This is a genomic window from Martinezella tropici (assembly GCF_008370325.1).
GTDB lineage: Bacteria > Pseudomonadota > Alphaproteobacteria > Rhizobiales > Rhizobiaceae > Rhizobium > Rhizobium tropici_B.
Genome location: NZ_VNIP01000004.1, coordinates 434,957 through 450,619, shown reverse-complemented (window position 1 = coordinate 450,619; position 15,663 = coordinate 434,957). Strand labels below are relative to the sequence as shown.

Annotated in this window: 15 protein-coding genes and 1 pseudogene; 10 read left to right on the top strand and 6 right to left on the bottom strand. The window is 57.1% G+C overall.

Translation table 11 applies throughout. The features are described from left to right. Position 1: 1 nt before the first annotated feature. On the bottom strand, positions 2–1,771 hold the full coding sequence (locus FP026_RS07870) for a hypothetical protein (protein WP_149634053.1): 1,770 nt from the start codon (positions 1,769–1,771) through the stop codon (positions 2–4). Between the two features lie 481 nt (positions 1,772–2,252). Between FP026_RS07870 and FP026_RS07865 the strand changes: the two genes are divergently transcribed. Further along, on the top strand, positions 2,253–3,077 hold the full coding sequence (locus tag FP026_RS07865) for a putative phage abortive infection protein (RefSeq protein WP_149634052.1): 825 nt from the start codon (positions 2,253–2,255) through the stop codon (positions 3,075–3,077). A 315-nt stretch (positions 3,078–3,392) separates the two neighbouring features. Here the strand turns inward: FP026_RS07865 and FP026_RS07860 are convergent, their stop codons facing one another. After that, entirely contained in the window at positions 3,393–4,325 is a 933-nt protein-coding gene (locus tag FP026_RS07860) for a DUF6615 family protein (protein WP_149634051.1), read from the bottom strand. A 493-nt stretch (positions 4,326–4,818) separates the two neighbouring features. Here FP026_RS07860 and FP026_RS07855 point away from each other — a divergent pair, with 493 nt between their 5' ends. The 4 genes and pseudogenes from FP026_RS07855 to FP026_RS07840 all read left to right on the top strand — a co-directional run. After that, positions 4,819–5,076 carry a type II toxin-antitoxin system VapB family antitoxin gene (locus FP026_RS07855; protein ID WP_149634050.1) on the top strand — a complete coding sequence of 86 codons (258 nt, stop codon included), beginning with the start codon at positions 4,819–4,821 and terminating at the stop codon, positions 5,074–5,076. Continuing rightward, the gene (locus FP026_RS07850; RefSeq protein ID WP_149634049.1) at positions 5,073–5,477 is read left to right on the top strand and encodes a type II toxin-antitoxin system VapC family toxin; all 405 of its coding nucleotides are present in this window, start codon (positions 5,073–5,075) and stop codon (positions 5,475–5,477) included. The genes FP026_RS07855 and FP026_RS07850 overlap by 4 nt, the downstream gene beginning before the upstream one ends. Further along, positions 5,474–6,649, top strand: a complete 1,176-nt coding sequence (locus FP026_RS07845) for a site-specific integrase (protein WP_149634048.1) — start codon at positions 5,474–5,476, stop codon at positions 6,647–6,649. Before FP026_RS07850 ends, FP026_RS07845 begins: the two co-directional genes overlap by 4 nt. Before the next feature lie 83 nt (positions 6,650–6,732). Then, positions 6,733–7,410: pseudogene (locus FP026_RS07840) on the top strand (Fic family protein); the annotation flags it as partial. 150 nt (positions 7,411–7,560) lie between these two features. Here FP026_RS07840 and FP026_RS07835 read toward each other — a convergent pair. Continuing rightward, on the bottom strand, positions 7,561–7,959 hold the full coding sequence (locus tag FP026_RS07835; protein WP_149634046.1) for a type II toxin-antitoxin system VapC family toxin: 399 nt from the start codon (positions 7,957–7,959) through the stop codon (positions 7,561–7,563). Further along, the gene (locus FP026_RS07830; RefSeq protein ID WP_149634045.1) at positions 7,956–8,207 is read right to left on the bottom strand and encodes an AbrB/MazE/SpoVT family DNA-binding domain-containing protein; all 252 of its coding nucleotides are present in this window, start codon (positions 8,205–8,207) and stop codon (positions 7,956–7,958) included. Before FP026_RS07830 ends, FP026_RS07835 begins: the two co-directional genes overlap by 4 nt. Positions 8,208–8,789: 582 nt before the next feature. On the opposite strand from FP026_RS07830, the gene FP026_RS07825 reads away from it, so the two are divergent. Beyond that, positions 8,790–10,235 carry an adenylate/guanylate cyclase domain-containing protein gene (locus FP026_RS07825; RefSeq protein ID WP_149634044.1) on the top strand — a complete coding sequence of 482 codons (1,446 nt, stop codon included), beginning with the start codon at positions 8,790–8,792 and terminating at the stop codon, positions 10,233–10,235. A 502-nt stretch (positions 10,236–10,737) separates the two neighbouring features. Here the strand turns inward: FP026_RS07825 and repB are convergent. Beyond that, positions 10,738–11,733, bottom strand: a complete 996-nt coding sequence (gene repB, locus FP026_RS07820) for a plasmid partitioning protein RepB (RefSeq protein ID WP_149634043.1) — start codon at positions 11,731–11,733, stop codon at positions 10,738–10,740. Positions 11,734–11,808: 75 nt separating this feature from the next. After that, positions 11,809–12,999: a plasmid partitioning protein RepA gene (gene repA / locus FP026_RS07815; protein ID WP_149634042.1), complete on the bottom strand. Its 1,191-nt coding sequence runs from the start codon at positions 12,997–12,999 to the stop codon at positions 11,809–11,811. Positions 13,000–13,389: 390 nt separating this feature from the next. Between repA and FP026_RS07810 the strand changes: the two genes are divergently transcribed. From FP026_RS07810 to FP026_RS07795, 4 genes are read left to right on the top strand one after another with little or no spacing between them, the layout of a single operon-like run. Next, positions 13,390–14,010, top strand: coding sequence for an acyl-homoserine-lactone synthase (locus tag FP026_RS07810; protein WP_149634041.1), 621 nt, complete (start codon positions 13,390–13,392; stop codon positions 14,008–14,010). A gap of 10 nt (positions 14,011–14,020) precedes the next feature. Further along, complete coding sequence (trbB, locus tag FP026_RS07805; RefSeq protein WP_149634040.1) at positions 14,021–14,992, top strand: P-type conjugative transfer ATPase TrbB; 972 nt, start codon at positions 14,021–14,023, stop codon at positions 14,990–14,992. Next, entirely contained in the window at positions 14,982–15,365 is a 384-nt protein-coding gene (locus tag FP026_RS07800) for a TrbC/VirB2 family protein (RefSeq protein WP_149634039.1), read from the top strand. The genes trbB and FP026_RS07800 overlap by 11 nt, the downstream gene beginning before the upstream one ends. Next, a complete protein-coding gene (locus FP026_RS07795; protein WP_149634038.1) occupies positions 15,358–15,657 on the top strand; it encodes a conjugal transfer protein TrbD in 300 nt (99 codons plus the stop codon). Before FP026_RS07800 ends, FP026_RS07795 begins: the two co-directional genes overlap by 8 nt. Positions 15,658–15,663 lie beyond the last annotated feature (6 nt).

Here is a 15,663-nt window from a genome sequence, read left to right as displayed (position 1 = left end):
GTCATACTCGCACGATTACGCGCCGCGGCTGCGCACGGCCATCGGTATTGATGTCGATAAACCGCAAAACGAGTTCGCCGTCTGCCGTCACATCGTCCCCGTCGAGCTTTCGGCGGTTCTCGGTCTCCCGCAGCAGCCGCGCCTTGAAGGCCAGGAGATCTTCGTGGCACTCAAGCGAAAAACTGCTGGGCAGGGCACCCTCGGCGACGCGCCCGAGAAACTCGAACCTGGTCGGCGACAATGCCAGGAACACCGGAGGTATTTCGCCACCGCGCACAAGCTTGACCGAAACTCCGAAGTCTCGGCCAGCTTTGTCCAGGACAATGCTAACCTCTTCGCCGCTCGACCGAGGCACGGAGATGATTTCATCGAGCAGCGGACTGCGCTTCGACTGCGAAAAGCTGCCGGACGTGGCAAGCACGAGCTCATCCTGGTTTTGAACCAGCATCCCCGTGAAGATACGATTTAGTCCGCGGACGATCATGCTGACCGCCTGCCGGGGCGCGCCTTGTCCGGCTGAGATTTTCTGCGCCGTTTCGAGGTAGAGGCCTGCATAACGGAACACGCTGAGGTCCCAAAGATCGTACTCGTCGATCTTGGACTCCGGCATCGTGAAGAACAGGCGCTGCCGTTGGGCACGTAGCGCTCCAAGGAAAGCGGTGCGCTCACTAGGATCCGCGCCCTCGAGGTAAGTGCGTTGAGCACTTGTGAACGCGGCGGTCGCGCCGTACACGGGATCCGAGACGACAAGTTCATCGTAGTCGGCCTTATAGGCCGGATCGTCAGCGCCATAGACGAGCAGATTATCAACCCGGTTGCTCGTCTCCGCGCCGATGCCGAACGCATTGAGTTTACGGAAAAGCTCTGTCTTCTCCGCCCTGCTCGGCTTCAGATTCTCGCCAAAAATATTGCGGTAGATGCTTGCCAAATCGAGATGTCCGGCGTCCTGCAACGCAGGCACGTCGGCGCATGTCATCAATCCGTCCCGGGCGTCAGGATGACCGAGGAGACTGTTGGCGATCAAGGCCAGGAGCTGACGCACTGGAAAATGGCTGCCGTTGCGCTCGCTGAGCTCAATGATCGCCGCGAGTCGCTTCTTGAACGGATCCTCGTCGCCGGCGCCCATGAGCCGTCGGCGATTTTCGAAGATGGGACAGATAGCGCCGTCGCTGCGCGCGGAGCAGCCGTCGCACCCCTGCCAACCGTCATGTTCGGTTATCGCCTCGATGATCGCCGTTATCATCTGAGCCGCCGGAGATCGGCTGAGGTCTCTCAGCTCGAGACGAATTTCCGCGTCGCTCGTCACGCCCGTCACCAAGAGGTCTTCGACGACCTGGCTCGCCCGTTCGATCTCAGGCGTCTTCGGCGCGGATTTGAATTTCTCGAGTAGCTGCCCGTGATTGGCGGCAAGGAGATAGGATGTTGCAGCGGCTGGGTTCGCAATATCGGCCGAGAAATCCGCGATAAGCGATGCACTTTCGTCGTCGCGCAGTTCGCTCAAATCTTTGACGACGACCAATGAGCGGCCGTCGCCAAGAGCCAGACGCTGAACCTTGTCGCCCTGGTTCCAGAGGTTCGCATCGCCGCCGAGCTCGATCCAGACCTCTCGGCAGTGATATGTTTTTCCATCCCCGGCTGTACCGGTAATAATGTATGAGTTGGGGGTAGGGCCGCGAAAGTTCTCAACAAGCTCGTCGCGAAGTGGTGCGGGAAGCATGATCGGTCGGATCTTATGACGTCGGAGCGCGCGTTGGATCGTTTCGTCATACATGTTGTCATTGGTAGGAATCGGGCCGTAGTTTCTTAAAAACCGTATCCACGCATGAGTAGAAGATGTTGCCGACAAAGTTCGCCCCCGAGTTTCAATCAAGTTGTAAACGAAGAAGTGATTCGATCAACAGGAATCAGCGAAGTTGGAAATTCGGCGCGTCGCCGCTTTGTTTGCATTGATAGTAGCAAATTCTTGAGAAGGCGCCCCGGACGCCCTTTATCAGTCGCATGGGTACTCTGTCTTTGGCACAACGACCAACTCGTGTCAGGCCGCGAAGCGAACGCTCCTGTTGTTACCTGGTCCCCTTTTCGCGCATCGGGAATGTCCGCTTTCCTGAGTGTGCTCGGCGCTATACTGAAAACTCCGATATGCTTCATCGTCTCCAGGGATGGAGGAGATCCATCTAGAAGCCGCCACATCTAAAAATTGAATTTCTCCAACGAAATTTGTATCAAGTTGCGAGTGAACCGAGGCGAATAGAATGAAGGTCAGTTGGATTGTTGGCGCCGCATTTTTTCTCCTCTCGATGTGGATCGCTTGGTCAGCACAGAGTTGGATCGTTGGGGTCCTTGGGCTCTCGTGGAATCAAGAGGCTTTGGGCCAATGGGGCGATAGCTTCGGGGCGTTAAATGCCCTGTTCTCGGCCTTCGCCTTTATCGCTGTGCTGGTTACACTCAGGCAGCAGCGTGCGGATCTCGCAAACCAGCAAAAGCAGATATCGCAGGACCGACATGACCAGCATATGCAGCAGTTCGAAACGACATTTTATGAATTGCTCCGCTTATTGCGGGAAGCTCGAGACGCGGTCGAATTTCGGCATAGCGATGAGTATGAAATCTATCGCGTCGAAATAAGAGGCGACTCGAGGGCCTCCGCGCTCACGAAGGGCACCGAAGCGTTTAAACAAGCCAATTTTGAAATGCTTTTCTGGATTAAGCGTGCGGAAGCTCAAAACAACGGACCACTTACCGCTGAGATCCTTGCGGACCTCTATACAAAGCACATTCACAATCGCTTTGAGAGTTCTTTGGCGCCCTATTATCGCATTCTCTACACACATTTGATGCGGATAAAAGATGACGCATTTTTGAGCCAGGACCAGAAAAACGGCTACGGCAATTTATTGCGCAGCCAGTTGACGAGTCACGAGGTCGCACTCTGTTGCTACGATGGACTTGCACCATTTTCCGGGTCGCTTCGGAGCCTCATCATCGAGTTTCGGATGGCGAAATACCTGTCAGATGAGTTTGGGCGTAGGTATCTGAACGATATCTATCCGGAGACCACATTCTTGGGTCGGAATTGATCAGGGTTCCCGTCGTTCCCGGTTCATAGAACTCGACATGCTGCTTGGGCCCATCAGCTTCGCGGTCGCACTCTACCAGCGGGCGACCGGAGTCGGCTGACGCCGTCTCCGCCTAGGGGGTATTCCAGCGATAGCGTTTGCGGTGATCTCGAGTGCGTCCGACATATAGGCTGTCTGCGGATTCAGAGAACATATAGATCCCGGAGCCGGTGAACTCCCTGCGGCAGGATCAGGTCACGACCGCTTCTTACGCCATGAGTGCCCCGAATTTCGGATGCAGGTCTTCCGTAAAACGCGCGAAACCGTTCGTGCATATCATTCTTTGACGTTCGAACCGCGGCGCACGGCGCGGACATACGAAGGATGCGCGCGCGAGATCTGCGTCGTAAAGATGACGCGCGGACGGACAAGCTCCTTGCGGTCCTGAGCCGTCGTGTTTCCTTCGATAGCACGTTGTAGTTCGACCGGGATCCCTTCGGCCGCGGAGACGCGCCGAATTAGATCTGCCGGTAGGGGGAATTTTCCACCCGCGGTCTCAAGCCGCCGTTGCAGACGAGCTGCGACGAAATCGGGATGAAAGCTTGGTGTGAAAGGGATTGTTGACGCGGGGCCGCCAGTGATCTGAAATCCCATGGAGCCGGCCGGCCCGGTCGGGCGACGCACAGACAAGAAGGGCCAGCACAGGATATCCGAGAGCCGCATGAATGAGCCGCGCCAGGCCTCAACTGTCTTGTCTTTGCGAGCGCAACCGCCCGCCACCACAGGCGCGACTTGGTGGGCGAACACCAGATTGACGCCGTCAACCGCGGGTAACAAGGCCGTCTTTGGCGACAGCGCAGAGCTCGGGTGATAGAAGATGTAGACTGGAAGTGTCGACATGCCGCCGGGCGAGCTCGATGCGTGCCTCACCAAGGTGCTGGCCTGCTTGCCTTTTTCGTGATCGAGATGCTGATAGTACCAATATCCACCCCTTGTATTCGCAAATTGGGCGCGTTTAGCTTGCAGGATGATTCGCAGATACCGCCCGCCGTTGATGTCGCGGGGCGCTGCGAATACCCATTCCATATCGCCGCCAGTGGTCGGCTCGTCTGGAAAGTCAACGGTTACGCCAAAGGGCTGAAGGCCGACAAGGCTGAACATCAGCATGTCGGTGACGCTCTCCTCGCGGAAGTTGCGCTTCAGGCCGCGATCGCGTTGCAAAAGCTCTGCGACCTTGGGCGGAAAGTTATGAGCAAGATCGCAAAGCATCGAAATTTCCGGGAAATGACCTTCAGACTATGGCCTTCGCAATAGCACGCCTCGCTGGCAAGTTGGAAGGATAGTTGGGTTGTAATACACTGGCGTGTGCGTGCGGCCGATCGTGAGTTCGCAAGTCGGGCGCAAACCCGAGCCATTCCACACCGTTCATCTTGTCCAAGTCTTACCCGCTGCAGCAGATCATGATAGATGCGTCGAAACACGTCTGCCTGCCAGGCGGGCGCTGCCATCGATTTTGCCCCAGTTACCCCCAATCACCGCAATCACGAGCGGCTTTTCCATTCGTTAACCATATGAATTAACGCTGTTCTTTTACGTTGTTGAAGCGAATTTAGCATTTGCTTCCGTTGCTCGGGACGATGTTTTTCTGACGTTCTAACCATCGATAATTATCATGTATCGATAGTTAGCCATCCGCCCCCCAAAACTTGCCATCAGCAGCGCAAATCCCTATATGTGAATTCGATTTCGATGAGGAAAAGTCATGTCCGAACCGCAACTCTCCGTCCGCAGCACCAAGGCCAGAGACCTCGCGCATGCACTCGCGCGGCGCACCGGCCAGCCGATCAATAAGCTCGTTGAACTGGCCCTTGAGCACTACGACCGGGAACTGCGGCAAAAGTCGGCACACACGCCGGCCGATACGCTTTGGGAGCTGATGGCGGAGGGCCGGCGATCTGTGCCACCCGGCACCACCTCCGCTCACGATGATCTCTACGATGAAAACGGTTTGCCGAAATGATCGCCGTCGACACGTCGGTCATTGTGGCCACGTCACTGGGAGAGCCTGAAGCTGAACGGTTTCATGCGCTCGTCACCCGTGAGGAAGTCGTCATTGGCTGGCCGACCTTGCTTGAGGCACGAATGGTACTGACTGGCAAGAGCTTTCCCAACGCCGCGACCATCATTTCACAGCTCGTTGCGTTGCCAAACGTGACCGCGGTGGCCTTTGGCGAGCGGCATTATTATGCCGCTGAGAAGGCTTTCGACCAGTTCGGCAAAGGCCGCCATCCGGCCGGATTGAACATGGGGGATTGCTTTTCCTATGCGGTTGCAAGCGTTGCCAGGGCCCCTCTGCTCTTCAAGGGAAATGATTTCGGGCGAACGGATATAATGCGTCATCCTGCATCATCAGCGCAATGACACGCAAAGCCATCCCCCTCCTCTCCCCCGCCGATCCGGTGCTGAATCGCGCCGACGAACTCGATGCGCTCGACGCCATTCTACCGTTCGGCCGCCGCGATCATCTCGCAACGCTGCTGACCGACGAGGATGTTGCCACCCTGAAGCATCTGGCCAAGGAAGGCATGGGCGACAACACGCTGCGGGCGCTTGCCTCCGATCTGGGCTATCTCGAGGCCTGGTGCGGGCTTGCGACGGGCAGCCCCCTACCCTGGCCGGCGCCGGAAAGTCTGCTCCTGAAATTCGTCGCCCATCATCTCTGGGATCCCATCGAGCGTGCCGAGGACCCCAGCCACGGCATGCCGGCGGCGGTCGAGACGGAATTGCGTGCCCAGGGGCTGCTGCGCGCTGAAGGTCCGCACGCGCCAGACACCGTGCGTCGGCGGCTGACCTCTTGGTCGATCCTCACCCGCTGGCGCGGTCTGGCCGGTTTCTTTAGTACTCCCTCTTTGAAGTCTGCTTTGCGGCTGGCGGTGCGAGCCGCGCCGCGGCAACGCCGCCGCAAAAGCAAAAGAGCGGTCACCGGCGATATGCTGGCAAAGCTGCTGGCCACCTGTGCCGGCGACCGCCTCGTCGATCTCCGCGACCGCGCCCTGCTGCTGACCGCCTTCGCCTCCGGCGGCCGCCGGCGCTCCGAAGTCGCCGACTTGCGGGTCGAGGATCTGGTCGACGAAGAACCGGTGCGTGCCGATCCGAAAAATGCCGCCTCCCCTCTCCTGCCATGCCTCACCGTCAATCTCGGCCGCACGAAGACGACGACGGCGGAAGACCAGGTGCATGTGGTTCTGATCGGTCGGCCGGTCGAAGCACTGAAGGAGTGGCTTGCGGAGGCCAAGATTGAGACTGGACCGGTGTTCCGGCGGATCGACCAATGGGGCAATATCGACCGGCGGGCGCTGACGCCGCAGTCCGTCAATCTGATCCTGAAAGCGCGTTGCAAGCAGGCGGGTCTGGATCCGGAAATGTTTTCGGCGCACGGGCTGCGATCGGGGTATCTGACTGAGGCGGCCAATCGCGGCGTGCCGCTGCAGGAGGCGATGCAGCAGTCCCTCCATAAGTCGGTGGCGCAGGCCGCGAGCTACTATAACAACGCGGAGCGAAAGAACGGACGGGCGGCGCGTTTGGTAATGTAGACCAGACTGGCAAGCCTACATTATACGACGTCTGATGAGCGATAGACTCCATCGCTATAGCTCACAAATGCGTGCAAAACTGGCAAATTGTGTCCGGACGTTTCGACAAACCAGTTGTTCACTTCGAGGCGCCACCTTCCAGAGTACCGGCCGAGATGGACGCGTATCTGTCATGGTTCAATAGTTCCGCACCGAAAGGCACAATTCCGCTTCCCACTCTGACGCGAGCCGCAATTGGTCACCTCTATTTCGAAAGTATCCATCCCTTTGAAGACGGAAATGGTAGGATCGGCCGAGCACTGGCCGAAAAGTCGCTTGCGCAAAGTATCGGGCAACCAAGCCTGACCTCGCTTGCATACACGATCGAAAAGAGCCGTAAGGCGTGTTACGGCGAACTCGAAGCAAATCAGCGCACGCTCGACATTACTGAATGGCTCATCTATTTCTCTCAGACCATATTGGAGGCGCAGCAGGCGACCCTTGCCCGAATCGCGTTTTATATCGGCAAAGGAAAATTCTATGACCGATTCCGCGGCCAGTTCAATGAACGCCAGGACAAGGTCGTCTCCCGTATGTTTCGAGAAGGGATTGAAGGCTTCAAAGGCGGTTTAAACGCCGAAATCTACATCTCGATCACCGGAACCTCCCGTGCGACTGCAACACGCGACCTTCAGGATATGGTGGAGAAGGGAGTAATGAGCCGGAGCGGCGAGCGGCGCCACACGCGATACACACTGAATATGCCTGAAGCCAAGAAATAGAAAAGCGTAAGACAATACAGCTTCTGAGCTAGCCACAATGCAACGTGTGTCCGAAATTCAGTGACGGCCCTTATAAGCTCAGAATCTATCGAAAGTCTCCCCTCCTGCTCTAATTTCATGGCTCGAATCGGCCAGATCGTCACCAATCCGTCAGGGCAGAAGCCGTGCCGTCTGCCCCTGCTCTGCAAGCAGCTCGACCGCCTTCTTATCGAACGAGACGAAGGTTTCACCACCCAGCCAATTGCCCTCATAGGCAATGATCCCGTCCGCAAAATCACCACCCGCCTCGAGGATCGCAAGCCCGGCCTCGACGGCGGGCCGGTTCATCACCACATTCCCGGCATCCAGCAAATCGCGGATAGTCAGGGCTACGTCTTCCTTCGACAGCTTCGCGCCCCGGCGCAGTATCCAAACGAGCTCACAGAGGCAGGGCAACGAAATCGCGATGAGCGTGGCCTCTCGCAGGAGCTTGCTGGCGGCGCGGCCTTGCTTTGCATCGTCCTGCAAAACAGCACGAGCCAGCACGTTCGTATCGACTGAAATTTTCATTCTTCACCCGCCCACCCAGAGGCGGCAAGCTCGTTCATCTCCTCAATAGTGATCGGCTTCTTGACCTTGCCCGCATGCCGACCAATGAAGCTATCGATGGTTCCGGTCGGCTTTGCTGTTTTCACCCGAAGCTCGCCGCCCGGCAGCTTGTCAACGTCGATCCGTTCGCCCGGCTTGATGCCGAGGTGCTGCAGTAAATCCCGCTTTAGCGTGATCTGCCCTTTCATCGTTACTGCCAGTGACGTCATTAGGGAAATTCCTTTTTGCAGATTACGATTAAATAGTAATTGAAATTCTCATTACAATCAAGCGGCGTCAAAAATCGAATTGGCCGCTTTCATCACCTCCGACCAATATTGCTGCGTTGGCCGCATGCTTGCCCGCGCAATTCAAATCCTCCCGACCATTGCATTCAAGCCCTTCCCTCCGCATTTCCTAGTCTTCACGCATGCTGAAGGCGACAATTCGGCGCCAGCTCCCTCGAAACAGCTCACTTTGCAGCAATTCAGCCTGAGAAAACCGCTTGACGGCGTATCGTACCTGAGATGACCGCTGACCTGTCACGGGTAATTTCCTCCAGAGCGGATCAGAGTGCGTCTATTTCACCCCTATTTCGGAGACTTCCTATTAGCCGCGATTGCCGCGCCTTTCACGTCCATCGGGTTGAAGGTCCGCCTTGCCTATCGCCCATTGATCTCAGGATCCGATTGCGGCGGGACCGGCTATTCGGTGTCCGGAAGCGGACGCGCACTGTATTCTTTGCTATAATCATCAACAGGCAAGACAGATCCCACGGCATGGCTGATCGATAGCTGACACGTAGGTGCTACATGACTGACGTTCAGGACCGGCTCCTTGAAAGCAAGATCGCTGAGATCGAGCACGCTCGGTCCTGGAGCCCGCGGGTCATTTCCAAATTCGAAACACTGATCCGCAACGGCGACGACTTGTCTCTTTTCCGCGTCAATCCGCTTGCCTTCGCACGCGACCGCGCCATCGCGGAGGCGGAAAGCATCGATCTGTTTCTCCATGCGACCCGAAGCGGATTGTTCGAAATGAGCTGGGACGTGGTGTGTCCCCAATCCGGCATGGTCCTCGACAGTTTCGGCGCCTTGCGAACCTTGAAAACCCATTACGTCTGCGGCCTCTGCGATGTCAGCGGCGAAACCAACCTCGACGATTTCATCGAGGTCACCTTCACGGTGTCGCCACATCTCCGCCGGCTGCCGTTTCATGATCCCGCCTCGCTCTCGGTCGAGGATTTTCACTGGAAGGCGCGTTTCCTGAGCGACGCGCGATTGCCCGGCCAACAGATCCGCTTTCTCGATGTCCTGCAGGGGCTAGTTCGCGGCCTCTCTTTCCTGCCACCAGGCTCGGTCACAACGTTGAGGGCGGAGCTCGGTTCCGGCCTCCTAGCAGGCATCAATGTCCAGACCCAGGCGAGTTTCGCACTGCCGATCGCGGGCGAACCCGTGACAGTGCCGACGCACCTGCGGATCGGATATAACGGGCAGCGCTTTTCCGCTTCGCTGCCGGCGGTGCCGCCCGGCCCTGTCATTATCGACATACAGAATTCCGGCGCCTCACGCGGCTCGCTGCTGCTAATCAACTGGCCACCCGAAATCCTGGCGCAGACAATCAAGCCGGCTCTCGACTTTGATCCCTACATGTCGGGCGGCATGCTGCTTGCCCGACAGACCTTTCGGCGCCTGTTTCGCTCGGAGAACGTCGACGAGAAAGAGGGTCTGGGTATCCGACAGGTGACTCTGCTATTCACGGACCTCAAGGGGTCGACCGCCATGTATGAACGGCTTGGCGATCTCAATGCCTATGCGCTAGTTCGCGAGCATTTCGCATTGCTCGGCGCGACGGTGCAGGAGCATTCGGGAGCGATCGTCAAGACGATCGGCGACGCCGTGATGGCTGCTTTCTCCCGACCGGCCGATGCGGTCTCGGCCGCGCTGCACATCCTGGGGGTCATCGAGCGCTATAATGCTCGGCATGGCGACCCCAACCTTATCCTGAAGATCGGAGCCCACTGCGGCCCCTCGATCGCTGTGAGTCTGAACGAAAACCTCGATTATTTCGGCCAGACAGTCAATGTTGCCGCACGCGTGCAGTCGCTGGCGGGCGCAGGAGAAATCTGCATTTCCGAAGCGCTGTTTTCGGCGCCAGGCGTCAGCCAACTTCTCGCCGGCCAAAGGTTGGGCGCCTTCGAGGCTCCAATCCGGGGCGTTGAGGGAACCGCATGCGTCTACCGAATAATGCCTCGTTAGTTAGAGCGCCGGTGCCATTCCCTTATGATCCCCTCGCCCTTAACCTCATCAGTCCAAACCGAAAAATGTCATATGTCGGCGACTTTTAGCCGATAAGTTCGGGACGAGCTTAGCTGATAATTTCAATGAGGCGTCAGTATTGAGAAAGCAATTACATTGGGCCGTCCTGGTTGGTGGATTCGCCCGGAAAGAGCGGAAGAACAGGCGTGCGGCACGCCTTGTCATTTGACGGGTAATTCCCTCAATTCCTAAACTTTATCACAGAGAAGCGAGCGATCTGTCCAAGATTGATCGTGTCGCTCTCATTTCGCAGCGACGGGAGATTTCAGTCTTCGCAGCGGGCCCATTAAACACTCATAAGATTGTCCTCAGGAGTTTTGTTGCAATTATAAGGTTTTTGCAAAAACATTATAACAAGGGACCACCGAAAGGCGCCTTCCTTCCATCATCAGCGAGAGAGGCTTCCACGGTTTGCCGTTTGGAGTGCCCTTTCTTTCGCGGCCTAATCTCCGTTGCGTTCAGATTTCGAGCGCCTGTATTCCTCGTATAGATGCTCCATTCGGCTCGAAAGCCAGTCGCCAAAGGGTTTCGCTTCGACCCTCGAAAGCTCGATGGCGACCTTCTTCGACTTGGCGTTCATCGTGAAACTCAGCGAACTATCGCTCGACGTCCATTCCCTCGCGGAGGTCGAGCCCTTCGGCCTCTTGGCCGCGGATTTGTTCTTGTATCGTGTCAGATATCCATGGAGGTGATCGAACCTTACTTCTTCCGCAAGCTGAAGAAACTCTGCCGTTCCGGCATGGTCCATGGCCGCTTTGAACAGGGCAGGGGCCAGCAATAGCTGACGCAAGCTCAGCCACTTGTCGCGGCCAATCTTCTTGGAAGCACCAAGCGCCTTGATGACTTGGGTAGGGACCACCTCGACAACGCCGAGCATCTTGGAAAGCAACGCCTCATCGACTGCGAGTGACGATCTAATGACGTCCTTGGTCATTCCAGATGCGAGGAGGTTCTGCGCGAAATATGCCCGTTCAATAAAGGATAGATTTGAGCGAGCGGAATTTTCCTGTCCCTGTGCAATCGCCGAGGCAATGTCGTCCAGTTTCTTGACGACGGCCTTGACCGGTATGCCGAGTTCCTGAGCCACTTTCAGGCGACGATGACCGAAGACGACCATATAGCGCTGGCCGTCGGTCGAGCTGGGCCGAACCAGAATAGGTGACGATTGTCCTGATTCCTTGATCGCCTGTTTGAGCTCCTGATATTCCTCGCCATCGTCGGAAAGACGGTCCGCAATCAAGGAAACGTCCAGCGAACGCGGATCCAACTCCACGATCACTTCGCCTTCCATGAGCTTCTTCGTATTCTCCGCGAGATCTTCGATCGAGCGCACGACAGTCTTTGCGGCGCCTGTCATGCCATAACCAGACTTTGTGGGCGTCGTACTTGAAGAAATGGAGGCGATGTCCAGCTTCGCGAATGGATTTTCACGCGTCATGACAAACCTCCTTCAACTGCGGTAAAGCTTTGGCATACCTACTAAAACCGAGGAAAAAAACGGCTGACAAGTTCGTCATTTCCGCCCCCAAGCATGATGGATCAATTCCACGATTTCGCCATTGGCCGCGTTCAGGCTTTCAATCGCGCGGTCATAGGTCGATCGAACGAAATCGACACGCTCGACTTCATATAGGGTTTGCTTCCTGATCGACGCATCTGAAATGGCCGTCGATTTCAGCACGTGGTTTCGGAGCATATGCTGAGCGAACATCGACTGCATGAAGCCGACCATTTGCGCTTGCGGGATATCCGTCGGCTCAAAGCGTGTGACCAAATAGCGGAACCACTCGATACGGATCCCGGCTCCAGCCTCGGCGACCGGCGTCATGATGCCGCCCAGCATCATCAGAAACTGGCTCATCGACATGATGTCCAGCATCTGAGGGTGGATGGTAATGAGAATGCCGGTCGAGGCCATGAGGGCTGTGATGGTCAGATAACCGAGCTGCGGCGGGCAATCGATGACCACGACGTCATATCTGTCGTCAACTCCCTTCAGTGCATTTGCGATACGCATATGGAACAACCTGCCCTCGTCTCCTTTCTTAGAGGAGATGGCGAGCGGCACATCATATTCGAATTCCTGCAATACGAGGTTTGCCGGAACGACATCCAGACCGGGAATGTTCGTAGCCTGGATAACATCCGCGATCGACTTCTTCCCATCATCGAACCGGAGCGCTTCATAAATAGAGGCTGTGTCGTCAAGTTCCGGCTGAATTCCAAACAACGAGGTCAACGAGGCCTGCGGGTCGAGGTCGACCGCAAGAACGCGATGGCCGGTGAGGGCGAGATACTGAGCAAGGTGCGCGGCCGTCGTCGTCTTTCCGCTACCACCTTTGAAGTTCACGACCGATACGACCTGCATCGGCTCACCTTCTCGCCGCCGCGGCACGTAATATCTCTTGTCAGATTTCTTATTCGCTTCGAGATATTGCCGAAGCTCAAGCATCTGCTCGGCCGTGTAATAACGCCGACCGTTGATGGAATCGATCTCGGGTCCCTTGCCCTCCGAGTGGATCTGTCGCAGGTGGCTCTGGGTAACACCCATGAAGTCGGCGACCTCTGCGAGCTGGAACTTTCGTAGGTCCTTACGAGCGTCGGGCGGATATTGTTGACTGCGCAGCATGTGCAACGCGGTTGAGATCTTCGACCCTTGCTGGGCGATCTCGAAATCAAAGCGGTTGGGCTGCGGCTGGCTCATTTTTCAAACTATTTCCGAGATAAAGACAATTTCGAAAAAATGGCTCCATAGCCATAATTTCCGCAACTATCTCCCGGTTCCATCCCGACAGCAAGGAAATTAAGGTTAAGAAAGCATTAACAAGAGGGCTATAAATCGCTCGGTCATACTTATTTTGTCGTTTGTTTCCATGCGTTTAGCAAGGTACTCGACGGTGCGCCTTCCAAGCTTGTTTTGCTGTGTATCATGCTGTCCAGTTTGCGCTCGCTGGCGAAAAGACCCACCCATATGGCGATTGACCGCTAGCCAAGGGTGCGACTCACGTCGTCCCGGATTTGTAGGATTCTACAACTACCGCCCGATTCGCATCCGTGCTGATTTCCTCCCCGACCCACGACAGGGGAGAAAATCATGCAAGTTCTCGCGATCTCGAAACCAAGAAATGTCGAGGAAGCCCAATTTCTCCACCGCCATCACCAACTGCGCGCGCGTGTGTTCGCCGAGCGCCTGGGCTGGGATGTTACGGTTGCCGACGGTCGAGAATATGACGCTTTCGACGCTCTCGTACCGACCTACATTCTCGCGATCGCCAGCAGCGGCCAATTGGCAGGATGCGCGAGATTGCTTCCAGCGCTTGGCCCCACCATGGTGACGCGGATCTTTCCGTCACTTCTTCCAAACGGGCGGTTGAATGCTCACTGCGCTATGATCGAGAGTTCCCGTTTTTGCGTCGATACGAATCTCCTGGAGGGCAGGGCGGGCGGCGCACTACATGAGGCGACCCTGACCATGTTCGCCGGTATCATCGAATGGTGCCTAGCGAACGGCTACACCGAGATCGTCACGGTGACCGACCTGCGCTTCGAACGAATACTCTCGCGCGTCGGTTGGCCGCTTCACCGGCTAGACGAACCGAGAAAGATCGGCGCAACCATGTCAGTGGCAGGAATGCTGCCCGCGAACGCCACTACGCTCCAGAAGCTTCGTCCAGCCAATTACCGTTCCGATTTTATCCGCTGCGAGGCAGCCTGAGGAGGCGTCCATGAACCAGCTTCGCTCCCATGCTCGCCTTGTCCGTAAACTCCAGGAAGCGCTCGGCGATCAGCTCTGCGTGGCGCTCGCTGACGCAACAGTCGTGGAGATCATGCTCAATCCGGACGGAAAGCTCTTCATAGAACGTCTCGGGCACGGTGTCGCCCCGGCAGGGGAAATGTCGTCGGCCGCGGCCGAAATGGTGATCGGCACGGTCGCACATGCGCTTCAATCCGAGGTCGACAGCGAGCAGCCGATTATCTCCGGCGAATTGCCGATGGGAGGGCATCGGTTTGAGGGACTTCTCCCTCCAGTGGTCGCCAAGCCCGCGTTCACCATCCGCCGTCGTGCGTCGCGTCTTATACCGCTCGACGACTACGTGAGTTCCGGCGTGATGACGCAGCATCAGGCCTCCACGATCCGCAGCGCGATCTACTCTAGGCTTAATATCATCATTTCGGGAGGCACGGGGTCTGGAAAGACCACGCTCGCGAATGCGGTGATCAACGAGATCGTGATGAGCGCGCCGGAGGATCGGCTCGTCATTCTCGAGGACACCGCCGAAATCCAGTGTTTAGCCGAGAACGCCGTTTTCCTCCATACCAGTGAGGCGGTGGACATGGCGCGCCTTCTCAAGAGCACGATGCGCCTTCGTCCCGATCGGATCGTTGTAGGCGAGGTCCGCGATGGTGCCGCTCTGACCTTGCTCAAGGCTTGGAATACCGGGCATCCGGGCGGCGTGGCAACCATCCATTCGAACACCGCCATGTCGGCGCTACGCCGTCTTGAACAGCTGACCGCCGAAGCCAGCCAGCAGTCCATGCAGGAGGTAATCGGCGAAGCGGTCGATCTCGTCATCTCGATTGAACGAACACCGCGCGGACGGCGCGTTCGCGATGTCATCCAGGTCGAGCGCTTCACCAACGGCCAATACGAAATTGAGCAACTCATCGAAGAACAGGAGGCGCGCCATGTCGCCTAGAACCGCATTCATTGCTATCGCGCTGCTGACCGCTCCGGTTGTCATCGCAACCACCGTGCCGGCCTTTGCCAGCTCCGGCGGCGGACTTCCGTGGGAAGGGCCCCTGAAACAAATCCAGGAGTCGATCACAGGGCCCGTGGCGGGCGCAATCGCGCTCGCCGCGGTCGCGATCGCCGGCGGCATGCTGATCTTCGGCGGCGAGCTCAACGATTTCGCGCGACGGCTGATGTATGTCGTGCTCGTCGCCGGCATCCTGCTCGGCGCCACCAATATCGTCGGTCTGTTCGGCGCAACCGGTTCATCGATCGGACTGACGGACGAAGGGGGTGCATCAACCGGACAAAGCCGGACAGGGGAGCGGGATCATGGCTGAGTCCTTGTCCAGCCTTCAGCGCAACCGCATCCACCGTGCACTCTCGCGTCCCAGCCTCCTAATGGGTGCCGACCGCGAACTCCTGCTTCTCACGGGCCTCGCCGCGATTATCCTGATTTTCGTGGTGCTGACGATCTATTCGGCGCTCTTCGGGATCGCGGTTTGGATCGTAATCGTCGGGCTGCTGCGGATCATGGCGAAGTCGGATCCGCTGATGAGACAGGTCTATGTCCGCCACGTTTCCTATAAATCTTACTACAAGGCGACCACGTCTCCTTGGCGGCGGTATTGAGGGGGC

Excerpts from the sequence above, each read along its gene's own strand:
- FP026_RS07870 (WP_149634053.1), bottom strand. The coding sequence starts at position 1,771 with ATGTATGACGAAACGATCCAACGCGCGCTCCGACGTCATAAGATCCGA.
- FP026_RS07865 (WP_149634052.1), top strand. The coding sequence starts at position 2,253 with ATGAAGGTCAGTTGGATTGTTGGCGCCGCATTTTTTCTCCTCTCGATG.
- FP026_RS07860 (WP_149634051.1), bottom strand. The coding sequence starts at position 4,325 with ATGCTTTGCGATCTTGCTCATAACTTTCCGCCCAAGGTCGCAGAGCTT.
- FP026_RS07855 (WP_149634050.1), top strand. The coding sequence starts at position 4,819 with ATGTCCGAACCGCAACTCTCCGTCCGCAGCACCAAGGCCAGAGACCTC.
- FP026_RS07850 (WP_149634049.1), top strand. The coding sequence starts at position 5,073 with ATGATCGCCGTCGACACGTCGGTCATTGTGGCCACGTCACTGGGAGAG.
- FP026_RS07845 (WP_149634048.1), top strand. The coding sequence starts at position 5,474 with ATGACACGCAAAGCCATCCCCCTCCTCTCCCCCGCCGATCCGGTGCTG.
- FP026_RS07835 (WP_149634046.1), bottom strand. The coding sequence starts at position 7,959 with ATGAAAATTTCAGTCGATACGAACGTGCTGGCTCGTGCTGTTTTGCAG.
- FP026_RS07830 (WP_149634045.1), bottom strand. The coding sequence starts at position 8,207 with ATGACGTCACTGGCAGTAACGATGAAAGGGCAGATCACGCTAAAGCGG.
- FP026_RS07825 (WP_149634044.1), top strand. The coding sequence starts at position 8,790 with ATGACTGACGTTCAGGACCGGCTCCTTGAAAGCAAGATCGCTGAGATC.
- repB (WP_149634043.1), bottom strand. The coding sequence starts at position 11,733 with ATGACGCGTGAAAATCCATTCGCGAAGCTGGACATCGCCTCCATTTCT.
- repA (WP_149634042.1), bottom strand. The coding sequence starts at position 12,999 with ATGAGCCAGCCGCAGCCCAACCGCTTTGATTTCGAGATCGCCCAGCAA.
- FP026_RS07810 (WP_149634041.1), top strand. The coding sequence starts at position 13,390 with ATGCAAGTTCTCGCGATCTCGAAACCAAGAAATGTCGAGGAAGCCCAA.
- trbB (WP_149634040.1), top strand. The coding sequence starts at position 14,021 with ATGAACCAGCTTCGCTCCCATGCTCGCCTTGTCCGTAAACTCCAGGAA.
- FP026_RS07800 (WP_149634039.1), top strand. The coding sequence starts at position 14,982 with ATGTCGCCTAGAACCGCATTCATTGCTATCGCGCTGCTGACCGCTCCG.
- FP026_RS07795 (WP_149634038.1), top strand. The coding sequence starts at position 15,358 with ATGGCTGAGTCCTTGTCCAGCCTTCAGCGCAACCGCATCCACCGTGCA.